Below are 19,476 nucleotides of genomic sequence, written 5' to 3'. Positions count from 1 at the left end.
ACTACCTTTTGGTAGCGGGGACACGACTCGAACGTGCGACCTTCGGGTTATGAGCCCGACGAGCTACCAACTGCTCCACCCCGCACTCTATGTCTTCAAATTTTCTTCGTTTGAAGGAGTGCAAAGGTATATAATATTTTCAGCTTTCAAAATAGTTGTGAAAATTTTATTTAGTATTTAAATTATCTGCTTGATTTGTAGTCGATTATTTTTGCTGCTGCTGATTTTTTATTGGTATTGCAAAAGGGGAAGGTAGAGGGGAAGCAAAACTGCTTATAGGTAAAATGCCAGACAAATACCGCTAAAACAAAAAAAAAGTTGATTTTTAGCGGCATCGCTTCAAATCAACTTTCTACTACTTTCGTAGCCCGTAGGGGAATCGAACCCCTGTTTCCAGAATGAAAATCTGGCGTCCTCACCCCTAGACGAACGGGCCATTAAAATAAGTTCGGAGTCTTTAGTCTCGAGTCAATTAGACTCAGGACTCGGTACTGACGACTTCATACTACCTTTTGGTAGCGGGGACACGACTCGAACGTGCGACCTTCGGGTTATGAGCCCGACGAGCTACCAACTGCTCCACCCCGCACTCTATACAACTCGTTTTTTTGTTTGAATTAAATCCTTAACTCTGTTTCCGAATTGGAATGCAAAGATATAATTCGTTTCTTTGTGCTGCAAATTTTTTTTAAAAAATATTTTAATGGCGCATAAAGCAGGTTTTGTAAGTATAATAGGTAAACCAAATGTAGGTAAATCCACCCTCATGAATGTGCTTGTAGGCGAGCGACTTAGCATTATCACCCCTAAGGCACAAACCACAAGACACCGTATTTTAGGAATCGTGAATGAAGAAGAATATCAGATCGTTTTTTCTGATACCCCAGGTATTATCAAGCCAAAATACAGTTTGCAGGAGAGTATGATGAGCTTTGTTAATGGTTCTTTAACGGATGCTGACGTACTTTTATTCGTAACTGATATTAATGAAACGCATGATGAAGATGATGTTTTGGATAAAATTCTGAACAGAGATATTCCAACAATTGTGCTCATCAACAAAATAGATAAAGCATCACAAGATCAGGTTGATGAAAAAATCGCCTACTGGCAGGAAAAGTTGAATCCGGTTTCCATTTATGCAATTTCGGCTTTACATAAACATAATGTTGATGGATTATTAGATCGCATTTTGGAAATGTTACCTGAGCATCCGCCATATTATGATAAAGAAGATTTAACCGATCGTTCGGAGCGTTTCTTTGTCTCTGAAATTGTACGTGAAAAAATCTTCCTCAACTATCAAAAGGAAATTCCTTACAGTACAGAGGTGATTGTGAAGAGTTTTAAGCATGAAGAACTTAAAAACGGTAAAGGAGAGATGGTAAGAATCAGCGCTGAAATTGTAGTAGAACGCGATTCGCAGAAAAATATTCTCATCGGTACCGGTGGCAGCATGCTTAAAAAAGTGGGTACAGAAGCACGGATAGAAATTGAGAAGTTTTTAGATAGCAAAGTGTTTTTAGAACTGTTTGTTAAAGTGATTCCAGACTGGAGAAGTAAAAAGAACTACTTAAAAAGCTTTGGTTACGATAATTAACCGTACCTTTGCAGCCCGAAATATATCGGTTAGTAGTTGATAGTCAATGGCTGATAGGCCTAATCGTTTAAGCAGCTTGCTTAAGCACCACGACCATTAACTATAAGCCATTAACTATCAATTAGAATACCCATGAGTAATATTATCGCCATCGTAGGCAGGCCAAACGTAGGCAAAAGCACCCTTTTTAATAGATTAACTGAAAGTCGTAAAGCAATTGTAGATGATGAGAGTGGCGTAACCCGCGACAGGCATTATGGAGTTGGCGAGTGGACAGACCGTCAATTTACGGTAATTGATACTGGTGGTTATGTAGCCAATTCTGAAGATGTTTATGAAGCAGCCATCCGCGAGCAGGTAATGATTGCCATTGAAGAAGCCAGTGTTTTGATTTTCATGGTAGATGTAACTACAGGTATCACCGATTTGGATGATGATATTGCACAGGTACTTCGACGGAGTAAAAAGCCGGTTTTTGTTTGTGCAAACAAGGTAGATAACACCGCTTTATACAGTGAAATCAGTACTTTTTATGGTTTTGGATTAGGTGAGATCTTTCCGCTTTCTTCTATGACAGGTTCTGGTACTGGTGAGCTATTGGATGAAGTGGTTAAACATTTCGAAGATATTCCGGAGGAAGAAAATCAATTACCAAAAATTACCATCGCTGGTCGCCCGAATGTGGGTAAATCATCTTTAGTAAATGCTTTAGTTGGTAAAGAAAGAAACATTGTAACGGCTAACGCCGGAACTACCCGCGATTCAATCAAAATTCATTATAACCAGTTTGGTCATGAATTTATGTTAATTGATACAGCGGGTTTACGTAAGAAAACCAAGGTTAAAGAAAATCTTGAATTTTACTCCGTAATGCGTACCATTAAAGCTTTAGAAGAAGCGGATGTGGTAGTTTTAATGATTGATGCACAGGAAGGAATCGAGAGTCAGGATATTAATATTTTTCACTTAGCGGAGAAAAATAAAAAAGGGATTGTAATCCTGGTGAATAAATGGGATATGATTGAGAAAAATACGCAAACGATGAAAGCTTTTGAAGAGCAGATTCACGAGCGGATTCGTCCTTTCACCGATGTGCCGATTGTATTTACCTCTGTACTAAACAAACAACGTATTTTCAAAGCAATTGAGGTAGCACTTGAGGTGGCAAAAAATCGTGGTAAGAAAATTCCTACATCAAAATTGAATGATGTAATGTTGCCTTTGATCGAGAAATTCCCACCACCAGCATTAAAAGGAAAACACATCAAGATCAAGTATATTACGCAAATTAACGGAACATCACCAATGTTTGCATTCTTTTGTAATTTGCCTCAATACATCAAAGATCCGTACAAACGCTTTATTGAAAATAAGTTAAGAGAAAATTTTGATTTTTCTGGTTCGCCAATTCAAATTTTCTTCAGACAGAAATAAGTGTAAAGAAGAAAGACTAAAGCTGAAAGCAAAAGGCTAAAAATTTAGTTTTTAATAGATAAGAAAAGCAGGTTTTACATTCCATCTGGAAATGTGTCCTGCTTTTTTCTTTCTACTCTTTTAGTAAATTAAATATAAAAAGTATTTCTACTTCATTACCTTTGCTGCATGCAAATCTTAGTTCAAAACAGCCAGCTAAGTGATTTAGATATTATTTTTCAATTTTATGATCTGGCTGTAGCTTATCAAAAAAAGGTGTTCAATAAACACTGGCAAGACTTTAGTAAAGAATTGGTCGAAATCGAAATTGCCGAAAAGCGTCAGTATAAAATTCTGGTTGATGGAGCGGTTGCCTGTGTTTTCGCTGTCACTTTTAATGATCAATTAATTTGGGGCGACCGCGATCATGATGCCATCTATATCCATCGAATTGTAACACATCCTGATTATAGAGGCCTTTCCTTTGTTAAGGAGATCATCACCTGGGCTAAAGCCTATGCAGCAGAAAATCAGTTAAAGTATATCCGCATGGATACCTGGGCAGATAATGAAAAACTGCTAGCCTATTACACCAGCTGTGGTTTTGATTATGTTGGCATATCCAATATGGAAAAAACAGAAGGCTTACCGAAGCACTATGAAGGAATAAGTTTGAGCCTGTTTGAGATTAAAGTTGGCTAGGTGAGATGGAAGTCTATTTCACTTGAAGTCTCCAGCTCAGCATTTCATCCACCTCGCCTACATGTACAAAATTATTTTTTTCTAAGATAGAGTAGGAAGCAATATTTTCTTTCGTGGTAGAAGCAAAAATGGCTTGTACTTCAGGTTGTTCTTTCGCCCATTCCACAATTCTGCGTATGGCTTCTGTCATGTATCCTTTGCCACGAAATGTTTCATAAGTGCCATATCCAATTTCGACTTCTCCACGCTGATCCGGTTCGCCAATAAAAGAGATATCACCTACAATTCTGTTTTCTTTTTTAGAAATGACCATCCATAAAGTTTTGTAGCAATAGTTTCTGTCCTGGTCAACAACCTCCGGTAAAGTACTTTGCTGCAAAGCTTCCTGCAGTTCGGGAGAAATGTTTTTCCTGGTGTAAAGAAGGCCGAATTCTTCCTCTAGAGAATGGTCATCTTTAATGTATTTTAAAAGCTGATCATGATGGAGCGGTTTTAAAATGAGGCGTTCTGTTTCAATCATCCGATAATATTGAAGGTATGAAGTTTATAAACTCCATATCTATGATGATGGTTTTGAAGAAAGTGATTTTTTCGCGGTGGGGGATGAAAAGAGATATGTACCCAATTGACTAACCTCAACCAGATTATTTACTATTGTAAATTTGCTAACGCTTGTTTAACAGCATTATCGGTTTGGTTAACAGAACGGTAGTAGCCAACATCACCAAGATAATACCGGCATAATAATGCTTTCAAATCGTTTAAGATTACCGTTTTAGAGCCATATAATTGGAATCGATCTATCGGGACGTTTTTACGCTGAATGTAGCCGATAAAATCTTTAAAGTCATTTTCTCCCAGTGTGAAATAATTGATGTTCTGTTCCACAAAGCTGGCACTATAACGATTCGTTAAAACATTAAATACATAATCTGACAATACTTTTTTGCTCACCAGGCCAGCATAGAATTTATTGTATCCGGTGGTATCTAACTTCACAAATACATCAGGTTGAATGCCGCCAATTGTTTTAGCCCGTTTATGTTGTTGCAGGTTTACTCCTTCATTTTTTTCGATAGAATCCTGAAAAGAAGTTCGGTCGCCGGTTAATTCACCATCATTCATACGTTCATCTAACTCATGTTTATAGGCATCGTAACCTTTTTTATATGATTTTTGAATACTTCTTCCCGATGGTGTATAATATCGGGCAATGGTCAGATTCAGCGCAGAACCATCTCCGAAAGCGAACTGTTCCTGTACCAGGCCTTTACCAAAAGAGCGGCGGCCTATAATAATGCCTCGGCCTAAATCTTGAATCGCTCCGGCTACAATTTCACTCGCAGAAGCGGTATTTTCATTAATCAATACAGCTAATTTACCATTTTGAAAAGCACCTGTTCCCGTAGAGAAATAATCTGTTCTTGGCTCATGTTTACCCTGGGTATAAACAATCAACTTATTTTCAGGCAGAAACTGATCTGCTAAACCCGTAGCTGCAGAAAAGTAACCACCGCCGTTATCACGTAAGTCTAAGATTAGTTTTTTCATTCCCTTAGCCTTTAAGTTGGCCGCTGCGGTAGCGAAATCGCTGTCGGTATTGGCGCCGAATTTACTGATGCGTACGTATCCGGTTTCAGGGTTAATCAGGTAAGCAGCATCAATGCTGCTAATGTTTACTTTGCCGCGGGTAACCATTAACCGGCTTTGTACCTGCGTACCGCTACGGAGCAATGTTACCCCAACACCACTGCCCGCTCTGCCTCTAAATCTACCTGTTAATTGTTCTTTAGGTAAATTTCTTCCGCTCACCGTAGTGGTATCTATGGCTAAAATTTTATCCCCCAGTTTAATGCCTGCCTGGTAAGCCGGTCCATCCTTTACTACACCTGTTACCATCATGGTATCATTAAGCATGTAATACTCTATACCAACGCCTTCAAAATTTCCTTCCAGGTTATCTGTCATATCCTGTGCATCTGCCGGAGGAAGGTAAACACTATGCGGATCCAGTTGATGTAAAACGCTATCTATTGGTAAGTTTTGAAAAGAGTCTGTATTGATGTCGTCAACGTAGTTTTTGTTGATGATGTGGAGGATTTCTTCAAGCTTTTCGTCGTTATTACTCGCCAGTTCAGGTCTTCGGGTTACGCCAAATCCCTGGTCTTTAATAAACTTTATACCCAAAAACATGCCCACTATCAGGATTACAGAATAGCTTAGGGCAATCAGTAAGTTTTTACGGGTATTCTTTTTCATTGGCGTTGTTGCAAATTTATGAAAATAAGCGGGTTGATCTATTTTTAACTGCAGTTTTCTGTCTTTTGTTTATAATATTTCACATAAATTAACAGGTCAAACTTCAGTGTAAGAGGCAGCTGTCTATATTTTTGAATTTTTAGGGTAGATTTTAGAAAAGATTTACCGAATTTTATCAAAAATAAATATATGAATAGAGTTACCGAGCAAGAATCAAACTATAGCCACATTGATGAAATGTCGGTAATGGAGGTTTTGCAGGGAATCAATAACGAAGATAAAACTGTTGCCTTTGCTGTTGAGAAATCTTTGCCTCAAATAGAAAAATTAACATCGGCCGTTGCCGAAAGAATGAAAAAAGGTGGTCGTCTTTTTTATATCGGTGCTGGTACCAGTGGCCGCTTAGGCGTAGTTGATGCCTCCGAATGTCCACCAACTTACGGTGTTCCATTTGATTGGGTAGTTGGAATTATCGCTGGCGGCGATACTGCAATTAGAAAAGCAGTAGAGTTTGCCGAAGATGATGCCGTACAAGCCTGGAAAGATTTACAGGAATTCAATATCAATGAGAAAGATTGCCTGGTTGGTTTAGCGGCTTCGGGCACTACTCCTTACGTAATCGGGGGCTTAAACACGGCCCGTAAACACGGCATTTTAACGGGTTGTATTGTTTGCAATGCCGGCGGGCCAATCGCAGCTGAATCTGATTTCCCGGTAGAGGTGGTGGTAGGACCTGAATTTATTACGGGTTCTACCAGAATGAAATCCGGAACGGCACAAAAATTAGTTTTAAATATGCTGAGTACCACGGTAATGGTGCAATTGGGCCGTGTAGTAGGAAACAAAATGGTAGATATGCAGTTAACTAATCATAAGCTGGTTGATCGAGGTACGCAAATGGTGGCTGATGAATTAAATGTGGATTATAATATTGCCGCAGATTTATTGAGTAAACATGGTAGCGTACGTAGAGCAGTAGAAGCTGGAAAGTATTAAAATTAGAGAATGCGTGAATGATAGAATGATCAGATTTGACGATAGTTGTTGCACTTCATCATTCAAAATTCATTCATTCAAAATTCTCTCATTCGATAATTAAAAAAAACATGCACGAGATAGAGCCGTATTACCAGTGGAGAGATGATTATATTTCGGCAGAGGATGAGCGTTCGCCATTTTACAATACCGAATATTCTGAACTATACTTTGATAAGCAGATCTATAATTTTCTGCTTCATCCGCAATGGGATGAGTTTGGTTCGAATACTTTGTATATGAAAGTATTGTATGCCGATTATGATCACAGCTATGCCATTATAGAATTTATTGGCGAGTGGAATGATGCCATCAATAATGATATTATGTTGCTGAAGCGCGATATTCTTGAATTAATGATGGATGAAGGAATTAATAAGTTCATTTTAATCGGCGAAAATGTGTTGAATTTTCATTCTTCAGATGATAGTTATTATGAAGAATGGTTTCAGGAAGTAGAAGATGGCTGGATTGTTGGGATAAACTTTCAGGAACATGTAATCCGGGAGTTTAAAGATAACAACATCGATTATTACATTAACTTTGGCGGTGCTTTTGACAACCTGCCCTGGCGTACATTGAAACCCTTACAATTCTTTAAGAAAGTTGAAGAATTGCTGACAAAAAGACTGAATTAAAATATTATTTTTATAATCATTTAAATACACAAAATAAAAATGGAACAACAAAATTATCAATATCAAGACAATAGTGTTTTCGTACAGGAAAGCTCAGTGTCTAAAAAATTCTTTGCAAACGTTTTCTTGTGGATGTTTGTGGCTTTAACATTATCAACCGTTGCAGCATACTTATTTTCCAGTAATCCGGAATTAATGCAATATCTGCGGGTAGAAAATCCGGATACAGGACGAATGAGCACAACAATCTTCGGTTACATTGCCATGTTTGCGCCACTTGGTTTGGTGATGTTAATGGGATTCGGATTAAGTAAATTATCTTACCCTGTTTTATTAAGCGTTTTTGTACTTTATGCAGTACTAACAGGCATTAGTTTAAGTTTTATTCTTTTAGCTTACACAGCGGGTTCCGTAGTAAGCTGTTTTGCTGCGGCTGCCGGAATTTTCGGAATCATGGCATTTATGGGATATACAACGGATATAGATTTAAGTAAATTCGGGCCGATCCTAATGGTAGGAGTAATCGGTTTAGTAATTGCCAGCGTAATCAATATGTTTATCCAAAGTGAGCAGTTTAGCTTATTTATGGCTTTTATCGGTATCGCAGTATTTACCGCATTAACCGCATATGATGTTCAGAAAATTAAACGGATTGGTGAAGGAATCGAAGCAAGTGGCGAACAAGTGCTACAGGTAGAATCTAAAAAAATGGCAATAGTTGCTGCACTTTCTTTATACCTTGATTTTCTTAACATCTTTATTTTCTTATTACGTCTCTTCGGAAACAGAAGATAATTATTGGAAATTCTGATTATAGAGTTTCCCCTGGTTTCAGGTTAATAACAAAACATTATTTTAAAGGCCGTGCATTTTTGCATGGCCTTTGTAATTTTATTTGGCAGCAAGGCGATAAATTTTGGAAATGATGTTGCTTTGTTGCATTTTTGTATGCTTATTAAGAAAGACGGAGGGATTAGACCCAACGAAGTCTTAGCAACCTGTGCCAACAAGGTGCTACATTCTAATCTCGGTTAACCGGGAGAAAGATAAGTTAAGGAAGTACTATCCATGTGCCAACTTTTTGAATAAGCTTTTTAGAGATTTGAGAACATAGATTTGAGATTTTTGACATTGCGTCTAACCTAATCTCATGTCTAATATCTCCTATCTCACATCTCAAAACAACAATGAGCATAAGAGCAGAATTAGAAAAACGTATTTTAGTAATCGACGGTGCAATGGGCACTATGATTCAACGTTATACCCTTACAGAAGAAGATTTTAGAGGGGAGCGATTTAAAGATCATCCCTGTGATGTTAAAGGAAACAATGATTTGCTTAACATCACCCGTCCAGATATTATTAAAGCCATTCACCTGGAGTATCTGGCTGCCGGCGCGGATATTATCGAAACCAATACTTTTAGCACGCAAAGAATTTCCATGGCAGATTACCAGATGGAAGACCTTTCTTATGAGCTAAGTTACGAAGGTGCAAGAGTGGCAAAAGAGGCAGCAGATGAGTTTATGGCAGCTAATCCAGATCGTAAATGCTTTGTTGCCGGTGCCATTGGCCCAACCAATAGAACCCTTTCTATGTCGCCAAATGTAAATGACCCTGGTTACCGGGCGGTTTACTTTGATGAATTGGAAACGGCTTATTATGAGCAGGTGCGTGGTTTGGTAGATGGTGGATCGGATGTATTGCTGATTGAAACCATTTTTGATACCCTGAATGCAAAAGTGGCCATCGTTGCCATAAAAAAATATGAAGAAGTAATCGGGCGTAAACTCGAAATCATGATTTCTGGCACCATTACAGATGCTTCAGGCAGAACCTTATCCGGGCAAACTGCAGAAGCTTTCTTAAACTCGGTGATGCATGCGAAGCCTTTAAGTATAGGTTTCAACTGTGCTTTAGGTGCAAAAGAAATGCGTCCGCACATTGAAGAACTGGCCGCAAAAGCTGGATGTTATGTTTCTGCTTACCCAAATGCCGGTTTGCCAAATGAATTCGGTGCCTATGATGAGCAACCGCATGAAACAGCCCATTTAGTAGATGATTTTATTGCATCAGGCTTTGTGAATATCGTAGGTGGTTGTTGTGGTACCACCCCAGAACATATTGGCTGTATTGCGGCAAATGCCAGAAAAGCATCGCCTAGAAAAATTCCCGAAATTCAACCGTACATGCGTTTGAGTGGCTTGGAGCCGGTAACCATTACGCCAGAAAGTATTTTTGTGAATATTGGGGAAAGAACCAATATTACAGGTTCGCCTAAATTTTCAAAATTGATTTTAGGCGGCGATTATGAGGCCGCCCTCGCTGTAGCCCTGCAACAGGTTGAAGGTGGGGCCCAGGTTATTGATGTGAACATGGATGAAGGGATGCTGGATTCTGAAGCGGCAATGACCAAATTTCTTAACCTGATTGCCTCAGAACCAGACATTGCAAAATTGCCCATCATGGTCGATTCCTCTAAATGGTCGGTAATTGAAAATGGCTTAAAATGCCTGCAGGGGAAAGGAATTGTTAATTCTATTTCCTTGAAAGAAGGAGAAGATAAATTCCGTGAAAGTGCCCGAAAAATTATGCAATATGGGGCTGCGGTTGTGGTAATGGCCTTTGATGAACAAGGTCAGGCTGATAACTATGAGCGGAGAAAAGAAATTTGCAAAAGAAGTTATGATATCCTGGTACATGAAATTGGATTTCCACCAGAAGATATCATTTTTGATCCTAATATTTTAACCGTAGCAACCGGATTAGAAGAGCATAATAATTATGCTGTTGATTTTATCAATGCCACCCGTTGGATTAAAGAAAACCTGCCACATGCAAAAGTAAGTGGAGGGGTTTCTAATATCTCTTTTTCATTCAGGGGAAATAATACCGTTCGAGAGGCGATGCACTCTGCTTTTCTTTACCACGCCATTCAGGCCGGTTTAGATATGGGAATTGTAAATGCCGGGATGCTCGAAGTTTATCAGGAAATTCCGCCAGAACTTTTAGAAAGGGTGGAAGATGTACTGTTGAACCGCAGGGAAGATGCCACCGAGCGTTTGGTGGAGTATGCAGATACTGTAAAATCAAAAGGTAAAGAAATTATAAAAGATGAAGAGTGGAGAAAGGGACCTGTGGAGGAACGGTTATCTCATTCTTTGGTTAAAGGAATTGTAGAATATCTGGATGATGATGTGGAAGAAGCCCGTCAGAAATATCCCCGCCCTATTCAGGTAATTGAAGGGCCTTTGATGGATGGAATGAACATTGTTGGTGATTTATTTGGTGCCGGGAAAATGTTCCTCCCTCAGGTAGTGAAATCAGCAAGGGTGATGAAAAAGGCTGTAGCGTATTTGCTGCCTTTCATCGAACAGGAGAAATTAGACAACCCTGATCAAAATCAAAGCTCATCGGCTGGAAGAGTGCTGATGGCAACCGTAAAAGGAGATGTTCACGATATTGGAAAAAACATTGTGGGTGTGGTTCTGGCTTGTAATAACTTCGAAATTGTAGATATGGGCGTGATGGTTCCTGCACAGGAAATCATTAAAAAAGCCAAAGAAATAAACGCTGATATTATTGGTTTAAGTGGATTAATTACACCCTCTCTGGATGAAATGGTCCACTTCGCCAAAGAAATGGAACGTGAAAACTTTACTATTCCGCTAATTATTGGTGGGGCTACCACATCGCGGATTCACGCGGCTGTTAAAGTGGCACCACATTACTCCGGACCAGCAATCCATGTATTGGATGCTTCCAGAAGTGTAACTGTTTGTAGCACTTTGATGAATCCGGAAACGAAGGATGATTATGTTGCGGGTATCAAAGCAGAATATGATAAAGCCCGTGAAGCGCATTTAAATAAACGATCTGATAAGCGGTTTAAAACACTGGAACAGGCAAGGGAGAATAAATTTAAAATAGACTTTAAATCAGACCTCCCGGCACCGGAATTTACCGGAACGCGGGTGTTTGATAATTACCCTTTGGAAGAACTGGTTCCTTATATTGACTGGACACCATTTTTCCATACCTGGGAACTCCGCGGAAGCTATCCAAAGATTTTCGACGATAAAAATGTAGGGGATGAAGCCAAAAAACTGTTTGATGATGCACAAACATTATTGAAACGTATTTTGGATGAGAAACTTTTAACTGCAAGAGGCGTAATTGGTTTCTGGCCGGCAAATGCAGTAGGAGACGATATTGTTCTTGAAGTCGGAAGTCGGAAGTCGGAAGTCGGAAGTCTGCAAGGTGACTCAGAACTAGAGACTAAAGACTCAAGACTAATAACCATCCACACCCTTCGCCAGCAGGCAGAAAAAGTAGATGGCCAACCTTATTATGCTTTATCTGATTTTATTGCGCCGAAAGAAACGGGTATTCAGGATTATTTTGGTGGTTTCGCCGTAACTACCGGGATTGGAATTGATGCCCTGGTAGAGGAATTTGAATCGAACCATGATGATTACAACAGCATTATGGCAAAGGCATTGGCCGACCGTTTAGCAGAAGCCTTTGCAGAACGGATGCACGAGCGGGTGCGTAAAGAATATTGGGGTTATGCAAAAGAGGAGAACCTATCCAATACCGAATTAATTAAGGAGGAATATGCCGGGATTCGTCCGGCACCAGGCTATCCCGCTTGTCCGGAGCACACCGAAAAAGGGACTTTGTTTGAGTTGCTGGATGCGGAAAATCAGATTGGCCTTCGTTTAACCGAAAGTTATGCCATGTATCCAACGGCAGCAGTAAGTGGATTTTATTTTGCACACCCAGACTCCAGGTATTTCGGTTTAGGAAAGATTACCAAAGATCAGATAGAGGATTATGCTGTGCGTAAAGGGATGTTGATAGAGGAGGTGGAACGGTGGTTAGGCCCGAATTTGGCGTATTAGTTTGTTACGAGTTGCAAGTTGCGGGTTATCGGTTTGGATGTATATCTTAATATAAGCTATATAAAAGGTGCTAATGGAAAAAGAAAAGAAAAATTATACTGATTTAGATGTTTGGAAACAGGCAAGAATCTTATCAAAAGAAATTTATTTAGTATCTTCTACATTTCCAAAAGACGAAAGATTTGGCTTAACAAGTCAGATCAGAAGGGCTGCCGTGTCGATTCCATCTAATATTGCTGAAGGCTGTTGAAGAAATTACCCAAAGGATAGTATTCAATTTTTTTATGTAGCCAGAGGTTCTGTTTACGAAGTTGAAACACAATTGTATCTATCCTTCGATTTAAACTTTATCACTCAAGCGGATTTAGAAGCTATATTGATTAAACTGGAAACCACAAGGAAATTATTAAACGGATTTATAAATTATTATCAAACGCTGGTTAAATAAGCACCCAGACTTTTAACATTTAACTTGCAACCTTCAACCAAAAATGAAAATTATAGACCATATAAAAAATGCCAAGGGTAAAACCTTATTCTCTTTCGAACTGTTGCCGCCGATTAAAGGCCAGAGTATCCAATGGATTTACGATGCCATTGATCCTTTACTGGAATTTAATCCGCCATTTATTGATGTTACTTCCTTGCGCGAGGATTATATTTATAAAGAACAGGAGAATGGTCTGTTGCAAAAAGTTTCTTACCGTAAACGCCCGGGTACGATTGCCATCTGTGCAGCCATTATTCATAAGTATAAAATCGATGCAGTACCGCACCTGATTTGTGGTGGCTTTACCAAAGAGGAGACTGAAAATGCGTTAATCGATTTGCAATTTTTAGGTATCGACAATGTATTGGCTTTAAGAGGTGATGCCCGCGCGGCTGATCAGTCTTTTATTCCTACTAAAGGGGGACATTGTTACGCTACAGATCTTATTCAACACATAAAAAACCACAATGAAGGCAAGTTTTTGCATGAGGATATAGAAACCTTCAAAAGTGATTTTTGCATTGGCGTAGCCGGATATCCTGAAAAGCATTTCGAAGCCCCCAATTTAAACGCAGACTTTAAATACCTGAAGAAAAAGGTAGATATGGGGGCTGAGTTTATTGTAACGCAAATGTTTTTTGATAACCAGAAGTATTTTGACTTTGTGAAGAAATGCAGGGAAAATGATATAAATGTACCTATTATTCCAGGCTTAAAGCCTATTAGCACGCTGACGCAATTAAACGTATTACCTAAAATTTTTCATATTGATTTGCCAGAAGAGTTAACCGATGCTTTATCTCACGCCAAAAGTAATGCAGAAGCAAAAGAGATTGGTACAGCTGCAATGATTAAACAATGTAAAGAATTGATGGATTTCGGTGCCCCGGTATTGCATTTTTACACTATGGGCAGGCCAGAGCAAACCAAGCAAATTGCGAAAGCGATTTTCTAAAGGCTATTGCTGATTTTAAAAATTAACTGTTTTGACCACCTAAAAGGATTCAATGGACCACTTAAATAAAGATTTAGTACAACTCGATGAAATTCTTAATCAGGTACAAAAGCAAAGTTCAGCATATTTAAATCAGCTTCATAACAGACCAACTACTGGTAAAGTAAACCTTCAGCAGGAAGTCACTTTCCATGAAAAAGGCCGGGGAACTTTAGGTACGCTTCAATATTTTAATGAACGTTTCGAACCCGCCATGGTTGCTTCATCGGGACCCAGGTATTGGGGCTTTGTAACTGGTGGCACAACACCTGCAGCCATTGCAGGCGACTGGTTATCTACGATTTATGATCAAAATACACAGTCTGGAAAAGGGAGCGGAGATATATCTGCAATAATAGAGTTCGAAACCATTAAACTTCTGTTGTCACTTTTTAATCTCCCAAAGGATTTCTTTGGCGGTTTTGTAACCGGCGCCACGGTCTCAAATTTTACATGTTTAGGAGCTGCCAGGCAATGGATTGGTAAACAATCCGGAAAAGATTTTGCAAAAGACGGCGTAAGTGGTTTGATCAAAGTTTTGTCTGCTATGCCACATTCTTCTGCAGTGAAATCACTGGCCATGCTTGGAATTGGCAGCAATAACGTAACTAAAATTAACGTTCTGCCAGGTAACCGCGAGGCATTGGATGTAACTGATTTGGAGGATAAAATTATTGCTCTTAATGGCGAACCTTTCATCTTAATTTCCAGCGCAGGAACTGTTAACACTGTTGATTTTGATGATTTTCAGGCCATTCAAAAGCTGCGTAAAAAATACAATTTCTGGTGGCATATCGATGCTGCCTTTGGTGGTTTTGCAGCTTGTTCACCAAAGTATAAACACCTGGTCGCTGGTTGGGAACAGGCAGACAGCATCACCGTCGATTGCCACAAGTGGCTAAATGTGCCCTATGAGAGTGCCGTGTTTTTTTTAAAAGAAAAACATAAACTCCTGCAGATGGAAACCTTTCAGAATGCAAATGCAGCTTACCTGGGTAATCCGCTTGAAAACTTTAGTTACCTTAATTTTCTGCCAGAAAATTCCCGTCGCTTAAAAGCATTACCAACCTGGTTCAGTTTGATGAGCTATGGTAAGTCAGGCTATCAGCAAATTGTAGAAAGCAATGTAGCTAATGCCCTGCTGTTTGCGGAGTTTATACAAAGTAATGTGGTATTTGAAATGCTTGCACCCGTGCGGTTAAACACCGTTTGTTTTTCGCTAAATGATAAAAGCAAGGTTGATGAATTTCTTAGTCGTCTGAATGCTACAGGTAAGGTCTTTCTAACGGCGACTGTTTATAATGGGGTGAAAGGCATTCGTGCCGCATTCGTAAACTGGCGTACTTCAGGAGCTGACATCAAGATTGCTACAGAGGAGATAAATAAAATTCTGACAGAACTTTAACGCAATTAGCTTGTTAGCTAATTTTTACAACTTATATTTGCAACAATGAAGTTTACTGGGTTGAAATATTTATGGATCATTTGCATAGCCACTACTTTTTTTATAAAGGCGAGCAATGCGATGTCATATATTAAATATTCACCAGCTGAACTGGAATATGCGTCTACTAATGATGATGCTACAGAGAAAGAGGAAAAGAAAGTTGAAACAGAGTACTTTGCCAATCATTTCGTCACCGTTACCAGGGTAGCTGCATCCTTCATTACTAAAAAAAAGGTGATCATCCCTGATCATTTCTTTCATCCTGTTTATTTTCCAGAGGTACTTACACCTCCGCCTTCAGCGTAGAAAATTCTATTTAGTCTAGTATGCATTGCGTAGTTGCGATAGCATTTTCAATTTTATTCATTCAAATACATCAGCATATGAAACAAGTGATTTCATTTACCTTTGCGGCATTTTTAATTACCGCATCTTTACAAATTAGTGCACAGGAAGTGGCACAAACCAATGTAAAACCTGTTACCAATTCACTGGAAACAGTTTCCAAATTACAACCTGTTAGTTTTAATTATGATAAAGCATGGGCAGAAAAATTAAAAATTTCTCCGAAACAGCAATATGGTTTTATTGGAACCGAAGCTAAATCGGTAGTACCTGAAATTGTAACGGTACAGGCAAAAGATTATGTGTCTGGTAAAAATGCTTATCGATCAGCCACACTTACAAAGGTTGATTATGAGAATTTAATTCCTTTGCTGGTTGGCAGTATCAAGGAGCAGCAGCAGCAGATTGATGCGCTACGGCAAGAGATTCAATCATTAAAATCGAGAAGTGCCAAGTAAAAATTATGAAAGGCTGGATCTAAATTCAGCCTTTTCTTGCTTGGTAAACTTTTACTTTCTCAAATATTTTTCAGCATATGAAATATGAAAGTCATATTTCGGATGATATAAATTTATTCAACCAGCGGTATTTGTAAATCGATTTACCTTAACCTGTTGGTATTGAGTTTTTTCACACGGTTAATGAGCATTATATGCGTCATAATGACTATTGTACCAGTTGTATGATACAGCATTTTAAAAAGTGAAAATTCCGTTTCTTTGATAGATTAAGATTGGACATCCGTTATTGGTGTCTGCATTTTAAGTTGTTTAATTCTTATATACACAATGAATACCAAATTTTCAGAAACGAAACCCAAATCAAATTACGCTGTTCCGCTTATCACTATTACACTTTTGTTTTTTATGTGGGGGTTTATCACCTGCATGAACGATATTTTGATTCCTTATTTGAAGCAGTTGTTCCGCCTGACTTTCTTTGAATCGATGCTGGTGCAGTTTAGTTTCTTTGGCGCTTATTTTGTAGGCTCACTCATTTACTTTTTAATTTCTTACACTAAAGGTGATCCGATTAATAAGGTAGGTTATAAAAAAGGAATCCTTTTCGGGATCGTGCTTGCTGCAATTGGCTGTGTATTGTTCTTCCCGGCCGCTACATATTCTATTTACCCTTTATTTTTGGGTGCTTTATTTGTTTTAGGATTAGGTTTTACAGTGCTGCAAATCACCGCAAATGCTTATGTATCTTTATTGGGGCCTGAAGATAGTGCTTCCAGCAGGTTAAATTTAACACAGGCTTTCAATGCTTTTGGTACTACGATTGCACCTATTTTGGGCGGTCATTTAATTTTCGAATTCTTTTCTGAAGCAGATGGAAGTTTCAGTGCTTCTGCTACACGGATTCCTTATTTGATTTTTGGCGCAATATTACTTTTGGTTGGTTTACTGATCTTTTATGTGAAGTTACCCTCTTTTAAACCGGAAGAAGAGGAGCAGGCTAAAGGTTTAGGTGTACTCAAATTTCCTCATCTAACAAGAGGTATTGTAGCGCTTTTCTGTTATGTGGGTGCTGAGGTAGCGGTAGGTAGTTTCATTATCAGTTTTTTACACCTTCCAGAAATTAGTGGGTTGGAAGAGGCCGTGAGTAAAAACTACCTTTCTTTATATTGGGGTGGAGCAATGATTGGTCGTTTCGTAGGCGCTATTTCATTAAATCATTCTTTAAGCCAGGGGAAGAAAATCATTTACATGTTGGGTACGGCAATTCTTGTGTTTGCCCTTATTTCTGGTATTGTCGATTTAACATTTGCACAGATCAGTTTCTTCCTGGTTTTCATTGTATTGAATTTTATTGGTTTTATGGCTGGTAAGTCAGCTCCTGCGAGAACTTTAGCAATCTTCTCAACCATCAATGTGTTATTGTTGATTTCTGTAATGGTAAATAAAGGGGAACTGGCTATGTATAGCATTCTTGGAATCGGGATTTTCAACTCCATTATGTTCTCTAATATTTATACGCTTTCCATTGCAAAATTAGGTGTTTACACCAGTCAGGGATCATCTTTACTGGTAATGGCTATTTTAGGTGGCGCAATTTTACCATTGGTGCAGGGTGCAGTGGCAGATCAAATTGGTGTACACCATTCTTTTATTCTGCCATTGGTTTGTTATCTCTTTATCTTATACTTCGGCATTTATTGCTCGAAACATTTAAAAGGGATCGAACAAACGAGTGTTAAGGGTGGGCATTAATTTGAGGGCCGTTAGTCCGGAAATTTTTTCCGGACTGTACTGTCTGTGGATTTTTAATCCACTTTACTTAATAGATAACTTTTAATTTCATCGAAATTTGCCTGAAGTTTATCGGCATGTTTCGGCAAGCTTTCAGTGCAGTAAACCGTTTGCCCTGTCTGTTGGTCCGGAAATTTTTTCCGGACTGTATTATCTTTGGATTTTTAATCCACTTTACTTAATAGATAACTTTAATTCATCGAAATTTGCCTGAGGTTTATCTGCATGTTTCGGCAAGCTTTTCAGTGCAAAATATCCTTACGATTGTATCTTCTTTACTATTGCATACCACTTGTGCCGGCTTTAACAATTATCAATTAATTGAATTTACTCAGCAGTGCTCTAGGATATTGAATTTTTATTAGAGGATTAAAAATCCTCAGTTAGATAAGTCGGGATTACAAAATCCCGACTAGCGAGTAACTTCCTGGCCGTTAGTCCGGAAATTTTTTCCGGACTGTATTATCTTTGGATTTTTAATCCACCTTTATAAATACTCTAAATTTTTATTTGATAGGATTGCAAATCCAAGCTGGCGATTAATTAAAATTTGTCGTTAATTCCTTAATTTATCTGGATTTCCAATGTTACTCTAAATAGACTACCTCTATTAAACCCAATCCTCCACTATAATTGATGGCAGAACTATATACATAATGTTCTGGCTCATAAACAAATCCTGCTTCCACAGGATTGCGATGAATGTAATCTAATTTTTGTTCTATAAATAAATTGGTTTCCAAAGAAATGGGATGGTATCCGTCTTGCCAGAACTTGAACTCATCGCTTTTAGCATGGATTTTTGCAGCGAAGGAAAACTTATTTAATAGCCAATCTCTGCTTTCATTAATTTCTCTAATACTCTGGGTAATTTTTCTTGAGGTGAATTTTTTAAAATCACGCATTAAATCGGGAAGATTCTTGCCCTCCTGCATACTTACAATCATATGTAAATGACTCGGCATTAAACACCATGCATGAATAATCAAACCTTTTTCTTTTTGGCAATATTTAAGACTTTCGATAATTACTTCTGCAAGTTCTTTTCTGGTAAAAACGTCAATCCAGTTTACAACTGTTGTTGTAATGAAATAAATGCCACTATCATCAGTTACTGCATATTTATAACCCATAAATAAATGTAAATAAAGTTTGGGTATTTGGTGATTGAAAGGGATTAAAAATCCCTAGATAGATAAGTCGGGATTACAAATCCCGACCAGCGAGCCGTTAGTCCGGAAATCTTTCCGGACTGTATTATCTTTGGATTTTTAATCCACTTTACTTAATAGATAACTTTTAAATTCATCGAAATTTGCTTGAGGTTTATCTGCATGTTTCGGCAAGCTTTTCAGTGCAGTAAACCGTTTGCGCTCTTTTTAACGAGTGCAAAATAT

Annotated in this window: 15 protein-coding genes, 3 tRNA genes, 1 pseudogene and 1 riboswitch; of the genes and pseudogenes, 13 read left to right on the top strand and 6 right to left on the bottom strand. The window is 38.5% G+C overall.

The window, feature by feature from the left end; all coding sequences use genetic code 11:
- Positions 1-9: 9 nt before the first annotated feature.
- The 3 genes from GJU39_RS21775 to GJU39_RS21765 all read right to left on the bottom strand — a co-directional run bounded on the left by GJU39_RS21775 (position 10) and on the right by GJU39_RS21765 (position 589).
- A tRNA-Met gene (locus GJU39_RS21775) sits at positions 10-85 on the bottom strand.
- A gap of 279 nt (positions 86-364) precedes the next feature.
- A tRNA-Glu gene (locus tag GJU39_RS21770) sits at positions 365-436 on the bottom strand.
- Between the two features lie 77 nt (positions 437-513).
- Positions 514-589 (bottom strand) — tRNA-Met (locus tag GJU39_RS21765).
- A gap of 114 nt (positions 590-703) precedes the next feature.
- On the opposite strand from GJU39_RS21765, the gene era reads away from it, so the two are divergent.
- The 3 genes from era to GJU39_RS21750 all read left to right on the top strand — a co-directional run bounded on the left by era (position 704) and on the right by GJU39_RS21750 (position 3,715).
- Entirely contained in the window at positions 704-1,600 is an 897-nt protein-coding gene (era, locus tag GJU39_RS21760) for a GTPase Era (RefSeq protein ID WP_154283112.1), read from the top strand.
- A 132-nt stretch (positions 1,601-1,732) separates the two neighbouring features.
- Positions 1,733-3,034 carry a ribosome biogenesis GTPase Der gene (der, locus tag GJU39_RS21755; protein WP_154283111.1) on the top strand — a complete coding sequence of 434 codons (1,302 nt, stop codon included), beginning with the start codon at positions 1,733-1,735 and terminating at the stop codon, positions 3,032-3,034.
- Between the two features lie 168 nt (positions 3,035-3,202).
- On the top strand, positions 3,203-3,715 hold the full coding sequence (locus GJU39_RS21750; protein WP_154283110.1) for a GNAT family N-acetyltransferase: 513 nt from the start codon (positions 3,203-3,205) through the stop codon (positions 3,713-3,715).
- A 13-nt stretch (positions 3,716-3,728) separates the two neighbouring features.
- On the opposite strand, the gene GJU39_RS21745 is transcribed toward GJU39_RS21750, so the two are convergent.
- Positions 3,729-4,235 carry a GNAT family N-acetyltransferase gene (locus GJU39_RS21745; protein ID WP_154283109.1) on the bottom strand — a complete coding sequence of 169 codons (507 nt, stop codon included), beginning with the start codon at positions 4,233-4,235 and terminating at the stop codon, positions 3,729-3,731.
- A 131-nt stretch (positions 4,236-4,366) separates the two neighbouring features.
- Entirely contained in the window at positions 4,367-5,974 is a 1,608-nt protein-coding gene (locus GJU39_RS21740; protein ID WP_154283108.1) for a S41 family peptidase, read from the bottom strand.
- A gap of 189 nt (positions 5,975-6,163) precedes the next feature.
- On the opposite strand from GJU39_RS21740, the gene murQ reads away from it, so the two are divergent.
- The 10 genes and pseudogenes from murQ to GJU39_RS21690 all read left to right on the top strand — a co-directional run bounded on the left by murQ (position 6,164) and on the right by GJU39_RS21690 (position 18,040).
- On the top strand, positions 6,164-6,970 hold the full coding sequence (gene murQ, locus GJU39_RS21735) for an N-acetylmuramic acid 6-phosphate etherase (protein ID WP_154283107.1): 807 nt from the start codon (positions 6,164-6,166) through the stop codon (positions 6,968-6,970).
- Positions 6,971-7,080: 110 nt separating this feature from the next.
- Positions 7,081-7,647 (top strand): hypothetical protein, encoded by a 567-nt coding sequence (locus tag GJU39_RS21730; protein ID WP_154283106.1) that lies wholly within the window; start codon positions 7,081-7,083, stop codon positions 7,645-7,647.
- A gap of 39 nt (positions 7,648-7,686) precedes the next feature.
- A complete protein-coding gene (locus tag GJU39_RS21725; protein WP_154283105.1) occupies positions 7,687-8,442 on the top strand; it encodes a Bax inhibitor-1/YccA family protein in 756 nt (251 codons plus the stop codon).
- 154 nt (positions 8,443-8,596) lie between these two features.
- Positions 8,597-8,700: riboswitch (SAM riboswitch) on the top strand.
- A 134-nt stretch (positions 8,701-8,834) separates the two neighbouring features.
- Entirely contained in the window at positions 8,835-12,551 is a 3,717-nt protein-coding gene (gene metH, locus GJU39_RS21720) for a methionine synthase (protein ID WP_154283104.1), read from the top strand.
- Positions 12,552-12,624: 73 nt separating this feature from the next.
- Positions 12,625-12,999: pseudogene (locus GJU39_RS21715) on the top strand (four helix bundle protein).
- Between the two features lie 43 nt (positions 13,000-13,042).
- Positions 13,043-13,996 carry a methylenetetrahydrofolate reductase gene (locus tag GJU39_RS21710; protein ID WP_154283103.1) on the top strand — a complete coding sequence of 318 codons (954 nt, stop codon included), beginning with the start codon at positions 13,043-13,045 and terminating at the stop codon, positions 13,994-13,996.
- A gap of 52 nt (positions 13,997-14,048) precedes the next feature.
- A complete protein-coding gene (locus tag GJU39_RS21705) occupies positions 14,049-15,440 on the top strand; it encodes a pyridoxal phosphate-dependent decarboxylase family protein (RefSeq protein WP_154283102.1) in 1,392 nt (463 codons plus the stop codon).
- 45 nt (positions 15,441-15,485) lie between these two features.
- Positions 15,486-15,788 (top strand): hypothetical protein, encoded by a 303-nt coding sequence (locus GJU39_RS21700; RefSeq protein ID WP_154283101.1) that lies wholly within the window; start codon positions 15,486-15,488, stop codon positions 15,786-15,788.
- Between the two features lie 77 nt (positions 15,789-15,865).
- Positions 15,866-16,285 (top strand): tail fiber domain-containing protein, encoded by a 420-nt coding sequence (locus GJU39_RS21695; protein ID WP_167515739.1) that lies wholly within the window; start codon positions 15,866-15,868, stop codon positions 16,283-16,285.
- A 330-nt stretch (positions 16,286-16,615) separates the two neighbouring features.
- Positions 16,616-18,040 (top strand): sugar MFS transporter, encoded by a 1,425-nt coding sequence (locus tag GJU39_RS21690; RefSeq protein ID WP_154283099.1) that lies wholly within the window; start codon positions 16,616-16,618, stop codon positions 18,038-18,040.
- A gap of 626 nt (positions 18,041-18,666) precedes the next feature.
- Here GJU39_RS21690 and GJU39_RS21685 read toward each other — a convergent pair.
- On the bottom strand, positions 18,667-19,212 hold the full coding sequence (locus GJU39_RS21685) for an REP-associated tyrosine transposase (protein WP_154283098.1): 546 nt from the start codon (positions 19,210-19,212) through the stop codon (positions 18,667-18,669).
- Between the last annotated feature and the right edge of the window lie 264 nt (positions 19,213-19,476).

This window comes from Pedobacter petrophilus, from assembly GCF_009674725.1.
Taxonomy (GTDB): Bacteria; Bacteroidota; Bacteroidia; order Sphingobacteriales; family Sphingobacteriaceae; genus Pedobacter; species Pedobacter petrophilus.
The sequence above is the reverse complement of the archived record's forward strand: the minus strand, read 5'-3'. Positions and strand labels throughout refer to the sequence as shown.

Bases quoted from the DNA above. Each gene is read 5' to 3' on its own strand.
- era (WP_154283112.1), top strand. From the start codon at position 704: ATGGCGCATAAAGCAGGTTTTGTAAGTATAATAGGTAAACCAAATGTA.
- der (WP_154283111.1), top strand. From the start codon at position 1,733: ATGAGTAATATTATCGCCATCGTAGGCAGGCCAAACGTAGGCAAAAGC.
- GJU39_RS21750 (WP_154283110.1), top strand. From the start codon at position 3,203: ATGCAAATCTTAGTTCAAAACAGCCAGCTAAGTGATTTAGATATTATT.
- GJU39_RS21745 (WP_154283109.1), bottom strand. From the start codon at position 4,235: ATGATTGAAACAGAACGCCTCATTTTAAAACCGCTCCATCATGATCAG.
- GJU39_RS21740 (WP_154283108.1), bottom strand. From the start codon at position 5,974: ATGAAAAAGAATACCCGTAAAAACTTACTGATTGCCCTAAGCTATTCT.
- murQ (WP_154283107.1), top strand. From the start codon at position 6,164: ATGAATAGAGTTACCGAGCAAGAATCAAACTATAGCCACATTGATGAA.
- GJU39_RS21730 (WP_154283106.1), top strand. From the start codon at position 7,081: ATGCACGAGATAGAGCCGTATTACCAGTGGAGAGATGATTATATTTCG.
- GJU39_RS21725 (WP_154283105.1), top strand. From the start codon at position 7,687: ATGGAACAACAAAATTATCAATATCAAGACAATAGTGTTTTCGTACAG.
- metH (WP_154283104.1), top strand. From the start codon at position 8,835: ATGAGCATAAGAGCAGAATTAGAAAAACGTATTTTAGTAATCGACGGT.
- GJU39_RS21710 (WP_154283103.1), top strand. From the start codon at position 13,043: ATGAAAATTATAGACCATATAAAAAATGCCAAGGGTAAAACCTTATTC.
- GJU39_RS21705 (WP_154283102.1), top strand. From the start codon at position 14,049: ATGGACCACTTAAATAAAGATTTAGTACAACTCGATGAAATTCTTAAT.
- GJU39_RS21700 (WP_154283101.1), top strand. From the start codon at position 15,486: ATGAAGTTTACTGGGTTGAAATATTTATGGATCATTTGCATAGCCACT.
- GJU39_RS21695 (WP_167515739.1), top strand. From the start codon at position 15,866: ATGAAACAAGTGATTTCATTTACCTTTGCGGCATTTTTAATTACCGCA.
- GJU39_RS21690 (WP_154283099.1), top strand. From the start codon at position 16,616: ATGAATACCAAATTTTCAGAAACGAAACCCAAATCAAATTACGCTGTT.
- GJU39_RS21685 (WP_154283098.1), bottom strand. From the start codon at position 19,212: ATGGGTTATAAATATGCAGTAACTGATGATAGTGGCATTTATTTCATT.